Source organism: Streptomyces sp. NPDC089799 (assembly GCF_040684755.1).
Lineage (GTDB): Bacteria > Actinomycetota > Actinomycetes > Streptomycetales > Streptomycetaceae > Streptomyces.
The window spans coordinates 58716-76057 of sequence record NZ_JBFBGR010000012.1 but is presented as its reverse complement, the minus strand read 5'-3'; the positions used below and the strand labels follow the sequence as shown (position 1 = coordinate 76057).

Here is a 17342-nt window from a genome sequence, read left to right as displayed (position 1 = left end):
ACACCCGGATCACGTCGTACCGGGCGGAGGGAACGAAGGTGACGGCGGCAGCGCGGCTACGGCTACGGCACATGACCCTGTTCCCCTTCTCTTCGATGCAACTCGGCGATGCCGAACGGTCGTTCCCGGTCGGCACCGCGAGTGTAGGGAGCGGGACCGGCTCCGGGCATCACCTTTTTCCGGCTGACGGCTGACGGCTGACGGCTGACGGCTGCGCGCTGCCGGCTCCCTGCTCGGCTCCCCCCGCGTCTACGCGGCGGCAGCGGGGCGCGTCCTCCTCCGCCGGAGGCGGACGGTGGCCAGGGTGGCGGCCGCCGCCGCGAGGGCCGCGGTCACGGCGAGCAGCCAGGCCGGGATGCCGGGGCCGACCGTGAGGAGGGCGTCGGTGTAGGTGGCGCGGCGGAAGGCGGTGTCCTTCGGGCTGCGGACGAGTTCGTGGTCGGAGGTGATGGCGGACGGCTGCGGGAAGTCCTGCTCGACGGCGGTCAGGAAGGCCGGGCGGCCGCCGGTCAGGGAGGCCAGGGCGCCGCCGGAGCCCGGCTCGACGCGTCCCGCGAAGGTGACCTCCGGAGCTTCGCCGCCGATCGCGTCACGGGGCTCCATGCGGTGCTCGGCCAGGACGTAGAGGCCGAGTGCCTGCGGCGTACGGGCCAGCCGGGACAGCCGCATCGGGTAGACCACGCGGTCGCTGGCGAAGCGGAGCCGCAGCGGGTCGAGGGTGCCGTAGAGCTTCCGGCCCGGCTCGCGCGGGGCGAGGCGTACGGCGACGTACTCCCAGCGCTGTTCCACGTACGGGCGGAGCTCCGCGGACAGGCCGGCCGGCAGCTCGAAGCCGTTGGCGGTCAGCCAGTTCCGCAGGGCGTCGGGGTCGGTGGCGGTCAGCCGGGCCACGTCGAAGTCGCCGAGCTGCTCGCGGCCGACCACGCCGACCGGCGCGCCCCCGGCCGGCGCGGCGGCGCCCACGCCGTCACCGGTGTTCGCGGAGAACGGCCAGTCGCCCTCGCGGGGCCAGAAGTAGTGCCGGGTCTTCCGCTCCGGCCGGGTCATCCACGCCAGGTCGCGGAAGAGGGCCGGGTCGCCGAGCTCGACGGCGGCCCGGCTGGGCACCGGCATGATCCAGGCGGCGCGCGGCGCATCGCCGTTCACGGTGAAGCTCATGACGATCTGTTCGGTGTGCCCGTCCCAGCGCACCACCGACATCTCCTTCTCCACACCCAGCCGCGAGGTGCGGTCGGTGACCATGGCCCCGCAGCCGCACGCGTACGCCGGGGCGGCCAGCGAGGCGCCCTGGAGGGCCAGGAGCAGGGCGGCCAGGGTCAGGAAGCTGCTTTTCCACTTCTGCACGTTCTGCACGCGGTATCCGACGCGGCCGGGCCGCCGACGGTTCCGGGCCGCGGGCGGTTCCGGGCGCGCTACCGGCCCAGCGCCCCGCGCAGGGTGATCCCGTACCGGGTGCGGAGCCGGCGCTGCTCCCAGACGGACAGGGCGGTCACCGACAGGGGCGCGCCCGCGAGGAAGAGGAACCACACGCCCTGGGGGGCGTTGACCGGCGGCCCGTCCACGGCCTGGAGGACCGACATCACCACCACGACCACCGGCGACAGCAGGGACGGCAGCACCTCGTGGACGTCGGCGGTCCGGAAGGAGTGGTGGACGCACAGCACCGAGGAGGTCAGGACGAAGGGCAGCAGGAACAGGGCGACCGGCCCGGCGATCAGGCTCAGTACGACGCCCACGCCGCCGGCCTCGGCGAACAGCCGGCCGCTCAGGTCGGACCTGAAGGAGAACGCCAGCAGCGCCGCGGAGCCGAAGAGGACGCCGAACGCGGTCAGCGGTCCGCCCAGCCGCCGGCTGTACTCGCGGCGCAGCGGCGGCCGGGCCGCGACCACGAAGGCGCCCACCGCCAGCGGGCCGACGACCATCAGGACCGCCGCGGAGATCAGCACCTCGACGATCTTGTCGTCGATCACGTCCTTGGCCCCCTGGCGCAGCGAGTACGCGTAGAACAGCCAGGCCGTGGCGGCCAGACCGATGCCGGTCCGGGCCACCTGTGCCCGGGCGATCGCGGGGTCGTCCAGCCGGTCCTCGCGGCCCGGCCGCTGGAAGCGGGCGGCCGTGACGAAGGGGGCCATCAGCACCGTCACACAGCCGTGGCGCTGCGGTCGCGGCGGTTGTGCCACCGGCATCGGCCGGTGCTCCGCCATCGGGCCGTTCGCCGTCATCGGCCGGTACGGCCACCCCTGGTCGCCCGTCCCCTGCCGGGACCAGCCGTCCTGCTGCTGCCGCCCGTATTCGCCCCGCCCCGCCATGTGCCGCGCCCCGTTCCCCCGAGTCGGTCAAGATCGACAGTGGACCGTATCCGATCCCGTCCGCGCTCCTGACGCCGGGTCAGCGCCCGCCGGGCGCGCTGCTGCGCTGCGGTCAGCCGAGGGAGGTGTCGCCGTGCGATTCCAGCAGGGTGCGGAGGACGGCTCCGGCGGCTTCGGTGTCCTCGCGCGGCAGGGCGGCGACGATCTCGGCCAGGTTCCGGAAGTGACCCTCTATCACCTCGTCCGTGAGGGTGCGGCCGTGCGGGGTGAGCCGGATCAGGACCTGCCGGCGGTCCTCCGGGTCGCGGACCCGTTCGACCAGGCCCTTGGCCTCCATGCGGTCGATGCGGTTGGTGATGGCGCCCGAGGTGACCATGGCGGCCTTCAGGAAGGCGCCGGCCGTCATCGCGTACGGCGGCCCCGAGCGCCGCAGGGTGGTGAGCACGTCGAACTCGCCCAGCTCCAGGCCGTGCCCGCCGAGGAAGGCCTTGTACTCGCGGTCGATGACCCGGGACAGGCGCTGGACCCGGCCCAGCAGCTGGACGGGCCACATCTCCGCTTCCAGGTCGGGCCGTTCGGCACTCCACTGGCCGATGATCGCGTCGATCGCGTCGCTCACCGCACTGCCCTCCCACCACAGACCTTCTCAACGTAGACCTTCTCAATGTTAAGAGACTTGACGGGCGATGGTTCCCGGGGCATTCTCTTAACGTTGAGATAGTCAATGTTGAGACATGTGGGGCGTGCTGAGTCATGGGGGTTGTGGTGGGCATGCGAGTGGATGCGCGAACGGTGCGAGCTGCCGGATCGGCCGGATCCGTGGGATCCGTGGGATCCGTGGGGTCGGGCTCGGATTCGAGCCGGGGCCCGGGCGCGGGAGCGGGTGCGCCGGTCCACCCCCTGTGGCTGGCCCTGCTCGCCACCCCGGCCGCCGCCGGAGCCAACGCGCCCGTGCTGACCCTGCCGGACATCGCCGCCGCCTGGGGGACCGGGACCGCCTCCGCCGCCTGGTTCGTCCAGCTCTACGCCTGGGGCATGGTGATCGGCACCCCGCTGATGGCCGGCCTGGTCAGGATGCGCGGAGCCGGCCGCGCCCTGTGGACCAGCGCCCTGCTGGTGCTCGGCGGGACGGTGCTGCTCGCCGCGGCGCCGTGGCTGCCGCTCGCCCTGGTGGGCCGGACCGCGCAGGCGCTCGGCGGGGCCGGGCTGATCGCGGTCGCCATCGGCCTGGCCGGATCCGCCCGCCGGATGGGCGTGATCACCGCCGGGTTCGGCGTGCTCGGGGCCACCGGCCCGCTCCTCGGCTCCTGGATCGAGGGCGTCCTGTCGTGGCGGGTCGCGCTCTCCGTGTCGGTGCTCGCGCTGGCCGCCGTACCGGTGATCGCCCGGCACGCCGGCACCGGACGGCCCGGCGCCACCGCCCCGTTCGACGGCCGCGGCGCCGGACTGGTGTTCGCCCTGGTCACCGCCCTGGTGCTGGTGCCCCGCCACCCGCTGCCCGCCCTGGCCCTCGCACTGCCGCTGGGCGCCCTGCTCGCCGCCCACGTCCGCGCCCGCGCCACGGGCTTCGTGCCCGTCGCCGTGCTGCGCGCCCCCGGCTTCCTCTCCTCCGCGCTGATCGCCTGCGCCCTGTCCACCTCGTACTTCACCCTGCTGTTCGCCGTCCCGAAGTGGCTCGGCGAGCGCACCGACTGGACCACCGGCGCCATCGGCGCCGGGCAGATGGCCGCCCTGCTGACCGGCTCGGTCCTCTCCTGGCTGCTCGCCGCGGGCTCCGTCCGGCTCGGCCACGGTCGGGTGCTCGCCGTGCTGCTCGCAGCCGGCGGCCTGGCCCTGACCGCCGCCCTGGCCACCCCTTGGCCGGTGCTGATGCTGCCCGCCGCCGGTCTGGCCGTGTTCGCGACCTCCGGCGGCCAGGCCACCCTCGGGGTGCGGGCCGCGGCCCGGGTCGACGCCGGGCAGCGGCCCGCCGCCCTCGGCCTCTTCACCCTCTGCTACCAGCTGGGCGGGGCCTTCGGGCCGGCCCTCGCCGTCCTCCTCGTCGGCTGAGCGCCCGGGCGTTCGGGCGGGCCTCCTGGCGAGCGGCCCGGCGGCCCGGCGGCCCGACGGCCCGGCCGGGCCGGCCTCCGGGGGATGTCCCCTAGGAGACCGGCCCGGCCGGGTCCTCCCGTACCGGCTCGTCGTCGTTGCCCCGGCGCAGGGTGTGCCTGCCCTTCGCCGGGGTCCATGCCTCGACCACCAGCTCGTCGCCCGCCACACCGATCCGCACCACCTCCGTCAGCTCCACGCGGAACAGGTGGAACGGGTGCTCGGTGCCGGTCTCCTCCGCGAACCGGTGCTGTTCCGGCGGGTCCACGACCTCGATCGCCCGGCCGGAGATCCGTACGTCCCCGTCCGGCATGCTCTCGTCCGCGCCCGGGTTGGTGTGCAGCGAGAACCGCGGGTCGTGCCGGAGGTCCCGCGCCTTCATCGAGCCGGGCATCATCCCCAGCCACAGCTCCCCGCCGCGGAACTCGGTGTTCAGGCCGCTCACCCGGGGCGAGCCGTCGCGGCGCAGGGTGGCCAGGACGTGGTGCTTGTACTGCCCGAAGCGCTGCTGCACCTGGTCCGCGAACTCGGGTTCGGCTTTCTCGAACGATGCCCAGTTGTTCGTCGTCATAGCCCCATCAAAGCGCCACGGCGGGCCGACGGCCGGTGCGCCGCTCCGGGACGGCCGCGGGACGCCCGCGGGGGCGGAACGCGACTCCCGCGAGTCCGCCTCGGGGCCGTTGCGGGACCGCTACGGGAGGCGGCCCGCGCCTCCGCCCGGCTCCGTGCCGAGCCGCTCGATGTCGGAGAGCATGGCGAGCGCGAGGTCCCGCTCGGAGGCGTAATACCGCTCGGCCCACCTGAGGGTGAGCGCGGGGTACGCTCCCGCGGCCCCGCCCTCGCCGGGGACCCCGCCCCCGCCCTCGTCCGGGTCGTCGGCCGTGGCGTCCGCCATCTGCTCGACGTGTTGCGCGTCGTCCGCCGCGCGGAGCCGCATCGACTCGGCGAACTCCCCGTGCTGCCGCAGGACTTCGTGTATCTGTTCCGGCTCCAGCAGGTGCCCCAGCCAGAGCCGCAGCATCGGCCCGTGCTTGAGCACCGGCGCGTCGACCCGGGTCTCGCGGGCCCAGTCCCGTACGGCGGCCAGGCCCGCGTCGGTGATGCGGTACACCCGCTTGTCGCGGGTCCCGGTCTCCTGGGCGACCATCCGGGAGGTGGCGTAACCGGCCTTCTCCAGCCGCTTCAGCTCACCGTAGATCTGGCTGAAGGACGGGCTCCAGTAGAAGAAGCGCAGCGACCGGTCCGACCACTTCTTCAGGTCGTAGCCGGAGAGTTCCTCACCGAAGGACAGCAGGCCCAGCACGGCCCAGCTGGTCGCGGGCAGGCCCCGCCCGTTCCCGTGTCCCGGCGCCGTCGTGTCCCTCGTGTCGTCTGCCACGGTCCGCAGTCTAGGCCGGTGTGCGTACCGCCGTCCGCCGGTCTTCCACCCCTCTTCCACCCCTCTCCCGCCCCTCTTCCCCCTGTCTTCCACCCTTGGGCCACGCCTGCTAGAGATATGTCTATTAGAAACATGCGGAGCGATGTCCGATCGTCTCGACGTGTATGACGTGTATGCGGGGGTGGGGGAGTGACCGCACTCGACGGCAAGGTGGTGCTGATCACCGGCGCGGGCCGCGGCCAGGGAGCGGCCGAAGCCCGGCTGTGCGCGGAGGCGGGGGCGCGCGTCGTCCTCACCGACGTACGGGAGGAAGAGGGCCGCGCGGTCGCCGCCGAACTGGGCGCCCAGGGGGTGTTCGTCCGCCACGACGTGGCCGACCCGGAGAGCTGGGACGCGGCGGTACGGGCGGCGGTCGACGCCTTCGGCACGGTCTCGGCGCTGGTCAACAACGCGGCGCTGTGGCGCACCGCGCACGTGGAGCGGCAGAGCCTGGAGGGCTTCGAGGAGTTGGTCCGGGTCAACCTGATCGGGCCGTTCCTCGGCATCCGGGCGGTCGCACCGGTGCTGCGGGCGGCCGGGGGCGGGTCGATCGTCAACATCTCCTCCACCGCGGGCCTGGTCGGCATCCCCGGCCACGCGGCCTACGGGTCCACCAAGTTCGGGCTGCGCGGGCTGACCCGCTCGGCCGCGCTGGACCTGGGAGCGGACCGGATCCGGGTGAACTCGGTGCATCCCGGTGCGGTCGACACCCCGATGGTCGCGGGGGCGGTGGCCGGTCGGGACTGGTCGCACCTGGCCCTGGGGCGGATGGGCCGGCCCGAGGAGGTCGGCGGGCTGGTGCTGTTCCTCTGCTCGGACGCCTCCTCGTACATCACCGGCGCGGAGTTCACCGTGGACGGGGGCATGACCGCGGCCTGAGGACGGCCGGGCCCGCCCGGTGCCCCGGGAGGGTGCGGCCGCTCACCCGTCCGTGTGGCCGGGCGCGCATCCGGGCCCCGGCCACGGGCACGGTGGGGGCGGGGCCGGTCGCCCCGGCCCGACTCCCGGAGGGAACGACGACGATGACGACGATGACGACGACGAGGAACCGCGTCCTGGTACTCGGCGCGGCCGCTGCTGCCGTGCTGCTCGCCGGAGCGGCGGCGCCGCCCGCCCCCGACGCGGGCTCGGGCGCCCGGGAGCCGGCCGGGGTGGTCGACACCGGGCGGCTGCCGCTGGTGTCGTACGACGCGGAGGTCGTGCCGGCGGGCGCAACGGCCCGGGTGCGCGCGGCGTACGCCGAGGGCGGCGGCACGGTGGTACGGCTGCGGGTGTGGGGCCTCGTACCGGAGCGGGCGTACGGCGCGCACGTGCACGCGTCCGCCTGCGGGGCGACGGACCCGGCCGCCGCCGGCGGGCACTTCCAGCACGCCCAGGACCCGGTGCGGCCCTCGACGGACCCGGCGTACGCCAACCCGCGCAACGAGATCTGGCTCGACTTCACCACCGACGCCGAGGGTGCCGCCACGGTCCGCTCGGCCGTCCGCTGGCGCTTCCCGGCGGACCGGCACCCGGGGTCGGTGGTCCTGCACGACCGGCACACCGCGGCCGGTCCGGCCGGGCTGGCGGGGACGGCGGGGGCGCGGCACGGCTGCCTGGACGTGCCGTTCGGCGACGCCGTTCAGGCGGGATGACCGAGCGGGGGCCGTACGGCAACGCGCAGGGTGACCGCGTAGTGCTCGTCGATCTCGCCGGACGGGAAACGGGTGGAGAGCAGGGCCCGTTCGGCCGCGAGGAACTCCTCGCCCTGCGGGCCCACGGTCAGGAACAGCGAGTGGGTCGAGAGCTTGGCGAGGTGTACGTCGAGGGGGACCCGGCGGACCCAGTGCAGCACGCGGTCGGTGAAGCCGACGCCGAGGTCGGTGGCCGGGACCCGGTGGTCGGCCACGTACCAGCCCTCGCCGAAACGGGCCGTGAGGCGGGCGTCCTGCTCGGCGATCCAGGGGACGGACACGTCCGGGTCGTTCCAGAAGAGCGCGAGGGCGCCGCCGGGGCGGAGGACCCGGGCCGCCTCGGGGACGGAGCGGGCGGGGTCGGTCCAGTGGAAGGACTGGGCGTAGGTGAGGAAGTCGAGGGAACCGGTGGCGAACGGCAGCCGGTTGCCGTCCCCGCGCACGACCGGCACGTCCGGCAGGCGGCGCCGGAACTCGGCGGCCATGCCCTCGCCGGGCTCCACGCCGGTCACCTCGGCGCCGCGGTCCCGCAGCCGCTCGGTGGCCAGGCCGGTGCCGGCGCCCACGTCGGCGACGCGGGCGCCGCGCAGGGGGCGGCCGGCGATCTCCTCGACGGCGTCGAAGAGGGCGGCCGGGTAGCCGGGGCGGTACGTCCCGTAGCGGCCGGCGGCGGAGCTGAAGGACCGGGCGCGGGTCTCACCGGAGGGGCGTCGCTCTGTCATGCCCCCATCCTGCCCACCGGCCACCCGGCCACCCGTCGCCCTGCGGCACGCCTGCCCACACGGCGGCCGAGCCGGCGCCCCGCACCTCAGGTGAGCAGCGCCGCGCGGCAGGTCGTGGGGGAGCCCCAGGCGTCGCGGAGGGGGCGGGCCTTGCGGAGCCAGAGGGAGAGGTCCAGCTCCTCGGTGTAGCCGATGGCGCCGTGCAGCTGGAGCGCGGCCCGGGCCGCGGCGTACGCCGCTTCGCCAGCCATGAGCTTCGCTGCCGCCACGTCGTCGACCGCCGCCACGTCGCCGACCGCAGGGCGGCCGCTCCCGCCCCCGCCCCCGCCGGCCAGGGCCAGCGCTCCCGCCCACACCACCGGCTTCGCGAACTCCAGGCCGAGCAGGACGTCCGCCAGCCGGTGTTTGACCGCCTGGAAGCCCCCGACCGGCGTGCCGAACTGGGTGCGCTGCTTCACGTACGACACGGTCCGGTCCAGCAGCGCCTCGCCCAGTCCGGCGCACTGCGCGGCCGTCAGCAGCCTCGCCCAGCGCAGCGCGCCGGCCGCCGCCGTGAGCACCGCCGGCCCGGAGGCCAGCAGTTCGCCGCCCGGGGGCAGTCCGGCGAGCCGGCGCGCCGGATCCGCGGAGACCCGTACGTCCCCGGCCCCCGGCGCCGCGGCCAGCCGCAGTTCCCCGTCCGCCGACACGGTGAAGCGCAGGTCCGCGGTGTCCGCGTCCAGCGCGTACGGCCCCCCGCCCGGCAGGACGAGCGTGGCCCGGGTCTCGCCCGCGACCAGCCCCGGGAGGAACCGCTTGGCGAGCCCGGCCCCGGCCCCGGCTCCGGAACCGGCCCGGATGCCGCTGCCCGTACCGGACCCGGTACCGCCGTCCTCCGCCCCGTCCAGCGCCGTCAGCAGGACGCACGCCGCCGCCGTCTCGGCCAGGGGGCCCGGCATCCCGGCCCGGCCCAGCTCCACGAAGCCCAGGGCGAGTTCCACGGGCAGCGGGCCGAGCCCGTCGTACGCCTCCGGCACCGCCAGGGCGAACAGCCCGGTGTCGGCCACCTTCCGCCACACCGCCGCTCCCGGCCCGGTGTCGCCGGCCTGCCAGGCGCGGACCGCCCCCGGCAGGTCCGACGCGCCCAGCAGCCGGCGCAGCGTACGGGCGAACTCCGACTGTTCGCCGGTCGGCAGGAATCGCATCAGCGGCGGCCCTTCGGGAGGCCGAGCAGCCGCTCGGCGATGATGTCGCGCTGGATCTCGTTGGTGCCCGCGTAGATCGGGCCCGCCAGGGAGAACACCCATGGCTCCGCCCACTCCCCGTCGGCCAGTTCGCCGTCCGGGCCGAGCAGGTCCAGCGCGGTCTCGTGCAGGGCGATGTCGTACTCGCTCCAGAACACCTTGTTCAGGCTGGACTCGGCGCCGATCGACTCACCCGCCGCGAAGCGCGAGGCGTTCGCCCAGGTGAACAGCTCGTAGGCGCGGGCCCCGGCCAGCGCGTCCGCCACCCTGTCCCGCAGCCCCCCGCCGCCGTCCGGAGCCTCCCCGCCACCGCGCGGCCGAGCGCCCTCCCGCCCCGCCCCCCACAGCGCCGCCAGCCGGTCCGCCGCGGCCAGGAAGCGCCCGGGGGAGCGCAGGGTGAGCCCGCGCTCGTTCCCGGTCGTCGACATCGCGATCCGCCAACCCTGCCCCGGCTCCCCGATCACGTCCCCGTCCGGTACGAAGACCCCGTCGAGGAACAGCTCGGCGAAGGCCGGCTTGCCGTCGAGGCGCCCGATCGGCCGGACCGTGACGCCCGGCGCCCGCAGGTCGAACATCAGGTAGGTCAGCCCGTGGTGCGGCCTTGCCGCCTCCGGGTCGGTGCGGAAGATCCCGAAGGCGCGGTCGGCGAACGCGGCCCGCGAGGACCACGTCTTCTGCCCGTACAGCAGCCAGCCGCCCTCCGTCCGCACCGCCTTCGAGGTCAGCGAGGCCAGGTCGGAGCCGGCCTCCGGCTCGGACCACGCCTGCGCCCAGATCACCTCCCCGCTCGCCATGGACGGCAGCACCCGGGCCCGCTGCTCCTCCGTACCGTGGTCGAACAGCGTGGGCGCGAGCAGGTTGATGCCGTTCTGCGAGACGCGGCCGGGCGCGCCGGCCGCGTGGTACTCCTCCTCGAAGACCAGCCAGCCGAAGATGTCCGCGCCCCGGCCGCCGTACTCCTCCGGCCAGGACACCACCGACCACCGGTCCGCGTGCAGCGCGGCCTCCCACTCCCGGTGTGCCGCGAAGCCCTCCGCGGTCTCCAGGGAGGGCAGCGGGACGGCCGGCACGTGCGCGCGCAGCCACTCCCGGGCCGCGGCACGGAGGGCCTCCGTGCCGGGCGTGTGCGTCAGGTCCACTGCGGGCACTCCTCCACTGCGGTGCTGCTTCCCTAACAAGTGTTTGGTAGGTTAACGTACGCCCGGGAGCGGCGTCGAGAAGCCGGTTCTCCCGGCCCGCCGGAGGAGGGATGAGGGACCCCATGAGCGCACCGGAGTACGTCCCCGGACACGGCCTGCTGCGCGGCCGGACCGCCGTCATCACGGCCGCCGCCGGCGCCGGCATCGGCGGCGCCACCGCCCGCCGCTTCCTGGAGGAGGGCGCCCGTATCGTCATCGGCGACGCCCACGCCCGCCGGCTGAAGGAGACCGAGCAGGCCCTCGCCGCCGAGTTCGGCGCCGACCGGGTCACCTCGCTGCCCTGCGACGTCACCGACGAGGACCAGGTCCAGGCCCTGTTCGCCCGCGCCGAACAGGCCCACGGCGGCCTCGACGTCGTCGTCAACAACGCCGGACTCGGCGGCACCGCCGCACTCGCCGACATGACCGACGGGCAGTGGTCCGCCGTCCTCGACGTCACGCTGGGCGGCACCTTCCGCTGCACCCGCGCCGCGCTGCGCTCCCTGCGCGCGGCCGGCCGCGGCGGCGTGGTCGTCAACAACGCCTCCGTCGTCGGCTGGCGCGCCCAGACCGGCCAGGCCCACTACGCCGCCGCCAAGGCCGGTGTGATGGCGCTGACCCGGTGCGCGGCCCTGGAGGCCGCCGAGTTCGGCGTCCGGGTCAACGCGGTCGCGCCCAGCCTCGCCATGCACCCGCACCTGGTGAAGGTCACCAGCCAGGAACTGCTCGACGAACTGACGGCCCGCGAGGCGTTCGGCCGGTACGCCGAACCCTGGGAGGTCGCCAACGTCATCGTCTTCCTGGCCAGCGGCTACTCCTCGTACATGACCGGGGAGACCGTCTCCGTCAGCAGCCAGCGTGCCTAGGGCCCGTCCGGCGGACCATGGCCGGGCCCACCCGGGGAGAGGGCCGGGGAGAGGGCAGGGGAGACGCCGAGGGAGAGGCCCGGGGAGGTGCCCGGCCGATCATGGCCCGGGCCCTGCACCACAATGGGCGGGTGCCAACCGACAAGCCCGTGAACCAGCCGACGCAGAAGCCGGCGCGCAAGCCGACGACCCAGAAGAAGACGCAGGTGGCAGCCTCCCCGGAACGCCGCCGCGAACTCCTGCACACCGCCGCCGAGGTGTTCGCCGCCCAGGGCTACAACGCCACCACCGTCCGCAAGATCGCAGACGCCGCCGGCATGCTCGCCGGCAGCCTCTACTACCACTTCGACTCCAAGGAGTCGATGCTCGACGAGATCCTCTCCGCCTTCCTGAACGAACTCTGGGAGGGCTACGACGCGGTCCTCGCGGCCGGCCTCGGCCCCCGCGAGACCATCGAGGCGCTCGTCACCGAATCCTTCCGGGAGATCGACCGGCACCGCGCCGCCGTCGCCATCTACCAGAAGGAGGCCCGCACCCTGTCCGCACAGCCCCGCTTCCACTACCTCTCGGACTCGCAGGTCAAGTTCGAGCAGGCGTGGCTGGGGACGCTGGAGCGCGGGGTCGCCGCCCAGGTGTTCCGCGCCGACCTGGACATCCGTCTCACCTACCGGTTCGTGCGCGACACCGTGTGGGTCGCGGCGTCCTGGTACCGGCCCGGCGGACAGCACAGCCCCGAGGAGATCGCCCGCCAGTACCTCTCGATGGTGCTGGACGGCATCGCCGTACGCACGTGACCGCCGCGCCCCGACCGGCGACGGAGTCCCGCGCGACCACCCGTGACCCGGTGAAGGAGCTCCAGCCATGCCCGAGGCGTACATAGTCGAAGCGGTGCGCACCCCCGTCGGCCGGCGCAAAGGGGGTCTGTCCGCCGTCCACCCCGCGGACCTCGGCGCCCACGTCCTGACCGCGCTCGTCGAGCGCTCGGGCATCGATCCGGCGGCCGTGGAGGACGTGGTCTTCGGCTGCCTGGACACCGTGGGCCCCCAGGCCGGGGACATCGCCCGCACGGCATGGCTGGCCGCGGGACTGCCCGAGGAGGTGCCCGGGGTCACCGTCGACCGCCAGTGCGGCTCCTCCCAGCAGGCCGTCCACTTCGCCGCGCAGGGCGTCATGTCCGGCACCCAGGACCTGGTCGTGGCCGGCGGCACCCAGAACATGTCCATGATCCCGATCGCCTTCGCCTCCCGCCAGGCCGCCGAACCGCTCGGCCTGACCGAAGGCCCGTACGCCGGCTCCGCGGGCTGGCGTTCACGCTACGGGGACGCACCCGTCAACCAGTTCCACGGCGCCCAGCTGATCGCCGAGAAGTGGGGCATCTCCCGCACGGACATGGAGGAGTACGCGCTCCGCTCCCACCGGCGGGCCGTCCGCGCCATCGACGAGGGCCGCTTCGACCGGGAGACCGTGCCGTGGGGCGAGGTCCGCACCGACGAGGGGCCGCGCCGCGACACCACGCTGGAGAAGATGGCCGGCCTCGCCCCCGTCGTCGAGGGCGGCACGATCACCGCCGCGGTCTCCTCCCAGGTCTCCGACGGTGCGGCCGCCATGCTGCTCGCCTCCGGGCGCGCGGTCCGCGAACACGGCCTGCGGCCGCGCGCCCGCATCCACCACCTCTCGGTGCGCGGCGAGGACCCGATCCGGATGCTCTCCGCCCCGATCCCGGCCACGGCGCACGCCCTGAAGAAGACCGGGCTGACCCTGGACGAGATCGACCTGGTGGAGATCAACGAGGCCTTCGCCCCCGTGGTCCTGGCCTGGCTGAAGGAGACCGGGGCGGACCCGGAGCGGGTGAACGTCAACGGCGGTGCCATCGCCCTGGGCCACCCGCTGGGTGCGACCGGCGTGAAGCTGATGACCACCCTGCTCCACGAACTGGAGCGCACCGGCGGCCGCTACGGCCTCCAGACCATGTGCGAGGGCGGCGGCCAGGCCAACGTCACCATCATCGAGCGGTTGTAGGGGCCGGCTGCAAGGCCCGGCCGGGCCCGCCTGCAGGGCCCGGCCGGAACACCCGGCCGGAACACCCGGCCGGAACACCCGGCCGGAACACCCGGCCGGAACACCCGGCTGAAGCGCCCGGCGTCCGACGGCCCCGCCCGGTCCGCGCGGCATAGGTCATACGGGCCGGGGCCACGGCGGGATCGCGCCAAACCGGTCGGATGGCCGGGCGGCGCCCACATGGCCGGTTCGCCGCCCCCGGCCGACGCGGTCCTGCTCGGACGGGGCCCGACCATGGCGGAATTGCGCCCCTCATGCCGAAAACCTCCCCTAGCGTGTCCGGATCCTGAGCCATGGACACCAACCAGCTTGGAGGCAAGGCGAGTTGGACGTTACTCCGCACGTCGAATGGGCACGGTCCGCCTTCCCCTTCCCGGAAGCGGCGACGTATCCCAGCCCCGATACGTGTACCACCGGGGTACGCCGGGCGGCCCGGAACCTCGCGGTCGCCTACCACCTGCACCGCAAGGGCAAGCCCGTCGACGACGTCCGCCACTACCTCGGTGCCGGGCTCCGGGGCATGGGCGGCGAACTGGAGAACCTGGGGAGGACGGAGCACGCCGTCCTCGCCTACCAGGCCGGACACCTGGTCCTGGCCGGCGACGCCGACCCCCTCGGCCAGCGCGGAGCGGACATCTCGCGCAACCGCGAGAACTGCGCCGACCGGCTGCGGGGCCTGGGGGCCTCCCCGGTCCACGGCCTTCCGCCGCGCCCGGACGGACCGGTCTGGGACCTCGCCGAGATCCTGATCCCGGACCAGGCGGACGGCCCGCCCCTGCGGACTCCGGCGACCGCCGGCCCGTTCCAGGCCCCCGCCGGCACCACCTCCTTCGTCCCGGCCGCCACCGCTCCGGCCGCCTCCTCCTTCCAGTCCCCGGCGTCCGCTGCCACCGCGTCCGCCCACGTACCCGCCCAGGCGTCCGCCCCCGCCGCCGCTCTGGCCACCGCCCTCACCTCCGCCCCCGTCTCCGTACGCCCGCGGCCCGCACGGTTCGACGAGATCGAGGAGTCCGACGAGGGGCCGGACCCGGAGGACACCGACCAGGACGCCGGCGGCCACGACCGCTTCACCCCCCGCTACTTCCCGGGCGAGGCCGGTACCGCCGAAGAGCTCGTGGCCGAGCTCGCCACGCACTGGTCGTCCGACCGGGCACCCGCCGGGGAACGCCTGGAGGAGACCCTCGCCTACTTCCGCGAGGTGAGCGGCCACCACGGGGCCTTCGACCGGGAACTCGGCAAGCGCCTGGAGGAGGACGCGAACGCGGTCCTGGAGTACTTTCCCCACGGCTTCCCCTCCGACCTCAGGGACCTGCAGAACCTGGCCCGTGCGATGAGGGCCTTCGCCACCCGCACCAAGGCCCTGGACGAAAGCCGCCTCCGCTGGGTGATCTCCGCCACCGCCAACCACTGGATGTGGAAGGTGGACAACGGCCTCCCCACCAACCGGCCGCACGTCCTCCACGACCTCATGGGCTACCTGACGGCCTTCCTCAGCAGCAACCTGAGGTTCATGGACCCCGCCCGTGACCTGATCCTCGACTGCGCGGAGATCCAGCTCCGCGTCGCGCACCAGGTCCCGCCGGTGTTCTTCGGCCGCTACCACGGGCTCCGGTCCAACGTCCTGCGCTCCGTCGGCACGCACCTCATGCTCGCCGGCCCCAACCCCGCCCTTCCCCAGGAGAGCAGCCGCGACGACCGCGTCTACACCCCGGGAGAGAAGACCGACCGGTCGGCCTGGCCCGAGATGCTGCTCCGGTACTGGCAGAAGGAAGGCAGCCGCAACGGCGCCTGCTTCGCCCTCGCCTGTGTCTCCGGATGGGACGAGACCTGCGCGCACTGGGTCATCGACACGGTCTTCGACCACTCGGAGGACCTCGGGTGGCAGGGCGACCGGCTCGCCTGGAAGAAGGACGTCAGCACGCTCATGGAGACGGCCGGCAAGGTGCGCGTGGCCAGCAACCCGTGGACGTACGACAGCGCCGTCACCCCACGCGGCACCTCCCTCGTCACCGGCGCCGGCGGGGCCGTGCGCATCCCCACGCCCGTGCTGCGGGCGGCAGTGGCCCAGGGACTCTCCCACGGTGAGGTGGTCACCGTGCACGGGCGGCTCTTCAAGGACCGCCGGATGCCCACCTACCTGCTGACCACGCGCTACGGACCCCGCTCGGTCCTGAAGATCGACCAGCGGGACAAGGTGCTGCGGGAGGAGAGCAACTTCCGGACGTACGCCAAGCGCCTCCACCCCAACAACCGGCCGAGCGAATGCGACGCCCGCGCCATGGAGATGTATCTCGGTGACAACGGCGACCCGTTGCGGGCCATCGAGACGGCCTATGCGTTCGAGGAGGGCGAGACGCCGCGCACGCTGACCACCTGGATGCGTACGGCATCCCCCGAAACCGCGGTGGAGACGATCGAGAAGCTGCTGCTGACCAACATGAGGCCGTGGCTCGCCCACAGCCACCGCGACCGCATCGACCTCCGGTCGGAGTACCCCGTCTTCCGGCCCGCGCCCGCCCCGCGCAAGCAGTCCCCCGGGAGCTGGGCGAGGACGGAGCTGAAGGCGCTCACGACCGCCGCCGTGCGGGCCGACCTCGGCATGGACCTCACCTCCGACGTGCAGGACACCGCCGAGTGGCACGGGTCCGCGCCCGGACTGCGGACGGCCATGGAACGGCTGCCGGGGGTGGAGGCGGTCAACCCGCTCTGGTTCGCCGCCGAGATCTCCGAGACCGGCCGGGGACGGTTCGAGGACATCATCAACTCCTTCGACATCGGACTGCTCGACTTCGACACCACGCTGGTCCTGGCCCACGGGGACCTGCACCTCGACAACGTGCTGTGCACCCTCAGCAGCGAGCAGCCCAAGCCCGTGCTCATCGACTTCGAGAGCGCCCACGACGGGCACGTGTGCAAGGACTTCGCGCGGCTGGAGGCGAGCCTGCTGTGCCAGGTGTTCACCTGGGACGAGGACGCCGCGGGGCGGGTGGCGTCCTGGATCGCCGGAGTCCTCGTCGGCGAACCCGAGGAGCTCGTGCCCGGGGAGACCGGCCGGGACGAGGAACCGAGCCGCGAGGAACAGCTCGTCCTGCAGGTCACCCGCAGGATCCGGGAGATCGCGAACGGCTGCGGGCAGGGCCACTGGCCGGTCAAGCTGGACGAGTACCACCTCGCGCTCGCCGGTGCCCTGCTGCCGATGGTGCGCTACTCCACGCTCTCGGTGGAACAGCGGAAGTTCGCCCTCACGCTCAGTACGGTGATCACGTCCGCGCTGTACCACAAGTGGAACGCGGCCGTGCCGAAGGAGAGTTGACCCTTGAACGCATGGATAGGCACCGCGATCGCGCTCTGCGCCCTCGCGCTGTCGGCCGTCACCGCGTACGTCCAGCACCGTGCGCGCAAGCGCGAGAAGCTCGCCGCCGAGGTGACCGCCTACTTCCACCGCACCTCCGAGTTCGCCAAGATCAAACTGCCCGACGGGAGCGTCCGGCAGGCCGGCTACCACCTGGTGGTCTGGAACCACGGCCCCGGAGCGGCCGAGCAGGTGCGGCTGGAGGTCAAGGACACCGGCGGCGGCGCGGTGGAACTGGCCGACTCCCCGCCGGACGAGTTCCCCCTCGTACGGCTCGACAAGGGCGCCCGCTATCCCGTGCCCTGGCTCCCGGTCGCGGACACGCACCGCGGAGCACGCCGCTTCACGGTCCACCTGCACTGGAAGGACGGGAACGGCACGCAGGAACGAGTCCTGCCGATGCGCCGCGGCCAGACGAACGTCTGACCGCCCCGATCCCCGGCCCCGGCCCTGGCC

At 74.1% G+C, this 17342-nt stretch carries 16 protein-coding genes; 8 read left to right on the top strand and 8 right to left on the bottom strand.

What is annotated here, in order from left to right:
- Positions 1–249: 249 nt before the first annotated feature.
- The 3 genes from AB0O36_RS15785 to AB0O36_RS15775 form a co-directional block, all read right to left on the bottom strand.
- Complete coding sequence (locus AB0O36_RS15785; RefSeq protein ID WP_365109740.1) at positions 250–1353, bottom strand: DUF2330 domain-containing protein; 1104 nt, start codon at positions 1351–1353, stop codon at positions 250–252.
- 59 nt (positions 1354–1412) lie between these two features.
- Positions 1413–2309: a hypothetical protein gene (locus AB0O36_RS15780; protein WP_365109737.1), complete on the bottom strand. Its 897-nt coding sequence runs from the start codon at positions 2307–2309 to the stop codon at positions 1413–1415.
- Between the two features lie 112 nt (positions 2310–2421).
- Positions 2422–2928, bottom strand: coding sequence for a MarR family transcriptional regulator (locus AB0O36_RS15775; RefSeq protein ID WP_365109735.1), 507 nt, complete (start codon positions 2926–2928; stop codon positions 2422–2424).
- A 209-nt stretch (positions 2929–3137) separates the two neighbouring features.
- Between AB0O36_RS15775 and AB0O36_RS15770 the strand changes: the two genes are divergently transcribed.
- Positions 3138–4358 carry an MFS transporter gene (locus tag AB0O36_RS15770; RefSeq protein ID WP_365109733.1) on the top strand — a complete coding sequence of 407 codons (1221 nt, stop codon included), beginning with the start codon at positions 3138–3140 and terminating at the stop codon, positions 4356–4358.
- 91 nt (positions 4359–4449) lie between these two features.
- On the opposite strand, the gene AB0O36_RS15765 is transcribed toward AB0O36_RS15770, so the two are convergent.
- Together AB0O36_RS15765 and AB0O36_RS15760 are read right to left on the bottom strand one after the other, a co-directional pair.
- Positions 4450–4968, bottom strand: a complete 519-nt coding sequence (locus AB0O36_RS15765; RefSeq protein ID WP_365109730.1) for a pyridoxamine 5'-phosphate oxidase family protein — start codon at positions 4966–4968, stop codon at positions 4450–4452.
- Positions 4969–5088: 120 nt separating this feature from the next.
- A complete protein-coding gene (locus AB0O36_RS15760; protein WP_365109727.1) occupies positions 5089–5775 on the bottom strand; it encodes a PadR family transcriptional regulator in 687 nt (228 codons plus the stop codon).
- A gap of 189 nt (positions 5776–5964) precedes the next feature.
- On the opposite strand from AB0O36_RS15760, the gene AB0O36_RS15755 reads away from it, so the two are divergent.
- Together AB0O36_RS15755 and AB0O36_RS15750 are read left to right on the top strand one after the other, a co-directional pair.
- The gene (locus tag AB0O36_RS15755) at positions 5965–6693 is read left to right on the top strand and encodes a glucose 1-dehydrogenase (RefSeq protein WP_365109724.1); all 729 of its coding nucleotides are present in this window, start codon (positions 5965–5967) and stop codon (positions 6691–6693) included.
- 152 nt (positions 6694–6845) lie between these two features.
- Complete coding sequence (locus AB0O36_RS15750) at positions 6846–7448, top strand: superoxide dismutase (RefSeq protein WP_365109721.1); 603 nt, start codon at positions 6846–6848, stop codon at positions 7446–7448.
- Here AB0O36_RS15750 and AB0O36_RS15745 read toward each other — a convergent pair.
- The 3 genes from AB0O36_RS15745 to AB0O36_RS15735 all read right to left on the bottom strand — a co-directional run bounded on the left by AB0O36_RS15745 (position 7436) and on the right by AB0O36_RS15735 (position 10571).
- Positions 7436–8209, bottom strand: a complete 774-nt coding sequence (locus tag AB0O36_RS15745) for a class I SAM-dependent methyltransferase (RefSeq protein ID WP_365109718.1) — start codon at positions 8207–8209, stop codon at positions 7436–7438. The two genes, AB0O36_RS15750 and AB0O36_RS15745, sit on opposite strands and share 13 nt — an antisense overlap.
- A gap of 86 nt (positions 8210–8295) precedes the next feature.
- Positions 8296–9393 (bottom strand): acyl-CoA dehydrogenase family protein, encoded by a 1098-nt coding sequence (locus AB0O36_RS15740; protein WP_365109716.1) that lies wholly within the window; start codon positions 9391–9393, stop codon positions 8296–8298.
- Positions 9393–10571: an acyl-CoA dehydrogenase family protein gene (locus AB0O36_RS15735; protein ID WP_365109713.1), complete on the bottom strand. Its 1179-nt coding sequence runs from the start codon at positions 10569–10571 to the stop codon at positions 9393–9395. The genes AB0O36_RS15740 and AB0O36_RS15735 overlap by 1 nt, the downstream gene beginning before the upstream one ends.
- Positions 10572–10693: 122 nt before the next feature.
- On the opposite strand from AB0O36_RS15735, the gene AB0O36_RS15730 reads away from it, so the two are divergent.
- The 5 genes from AB0O36_RS15730 (at position 10694) to AB0O36_RS15710 (ending at position 17312) form a co-directional block, all read left to right on the top strand.
- The gene (locus AB0O36_RS15730; RefSeq protein WP_365109710.1) at positions 10694–11476 is read left to right on the top strand and encodes an SDR family oxidoreductase; all 783 of its coding nucleotides are present in this window, start codon (positions 10694–10696) and stop codon (positions 11474–11476) included.
- A gap of 206 nt (positions 11477–11682) precedes the next feature.
- Positions 11683–12270, top strand: coding sequence for a TetR/AcrR family transcriptional regulator (locus tag AB0O36_RS15725; RefSeq protein WP_365110122.1), 588 nt, complete (start codon positions 11683–11685; stop codon positions 12268–12270).
- Positions 12271–12337: 67 nt separating this feature from the next.
- A complete protein-coding gene (locus tag AB0O36_RS15720; protein ID WP_365109707.1) occupies positions 12338–13495 on the top strand; it encodes an acetyl-CoA C-acetyltransferase in 1158 nt (385 codons plus the stop codon).
- Positions 13496–13859: 364 nt separating this feature from the next.
- Positions 13860–16847, top strand: a complete 2988-nt coding sequence (locus AB0O36_RS15715; protein WP_365109704.1) for a phosphotransferase — start codon at positions 13860–13862, stop codon at positions 16845–16847.
- 3 nt (positions 16848–16850) lie between these two features.
- A complete protein-coding gene (locus AB0O36_RS15710) occupies positions 16851–17312 on the top strand; it encodes a hypothetical protein (RefSeq protein WP_365109701.1) in 462 nt (153 codons plus the stop codon).
- The last annotated feature ends 30 nt before the right edge of the window (positions 17313–17342 follow it).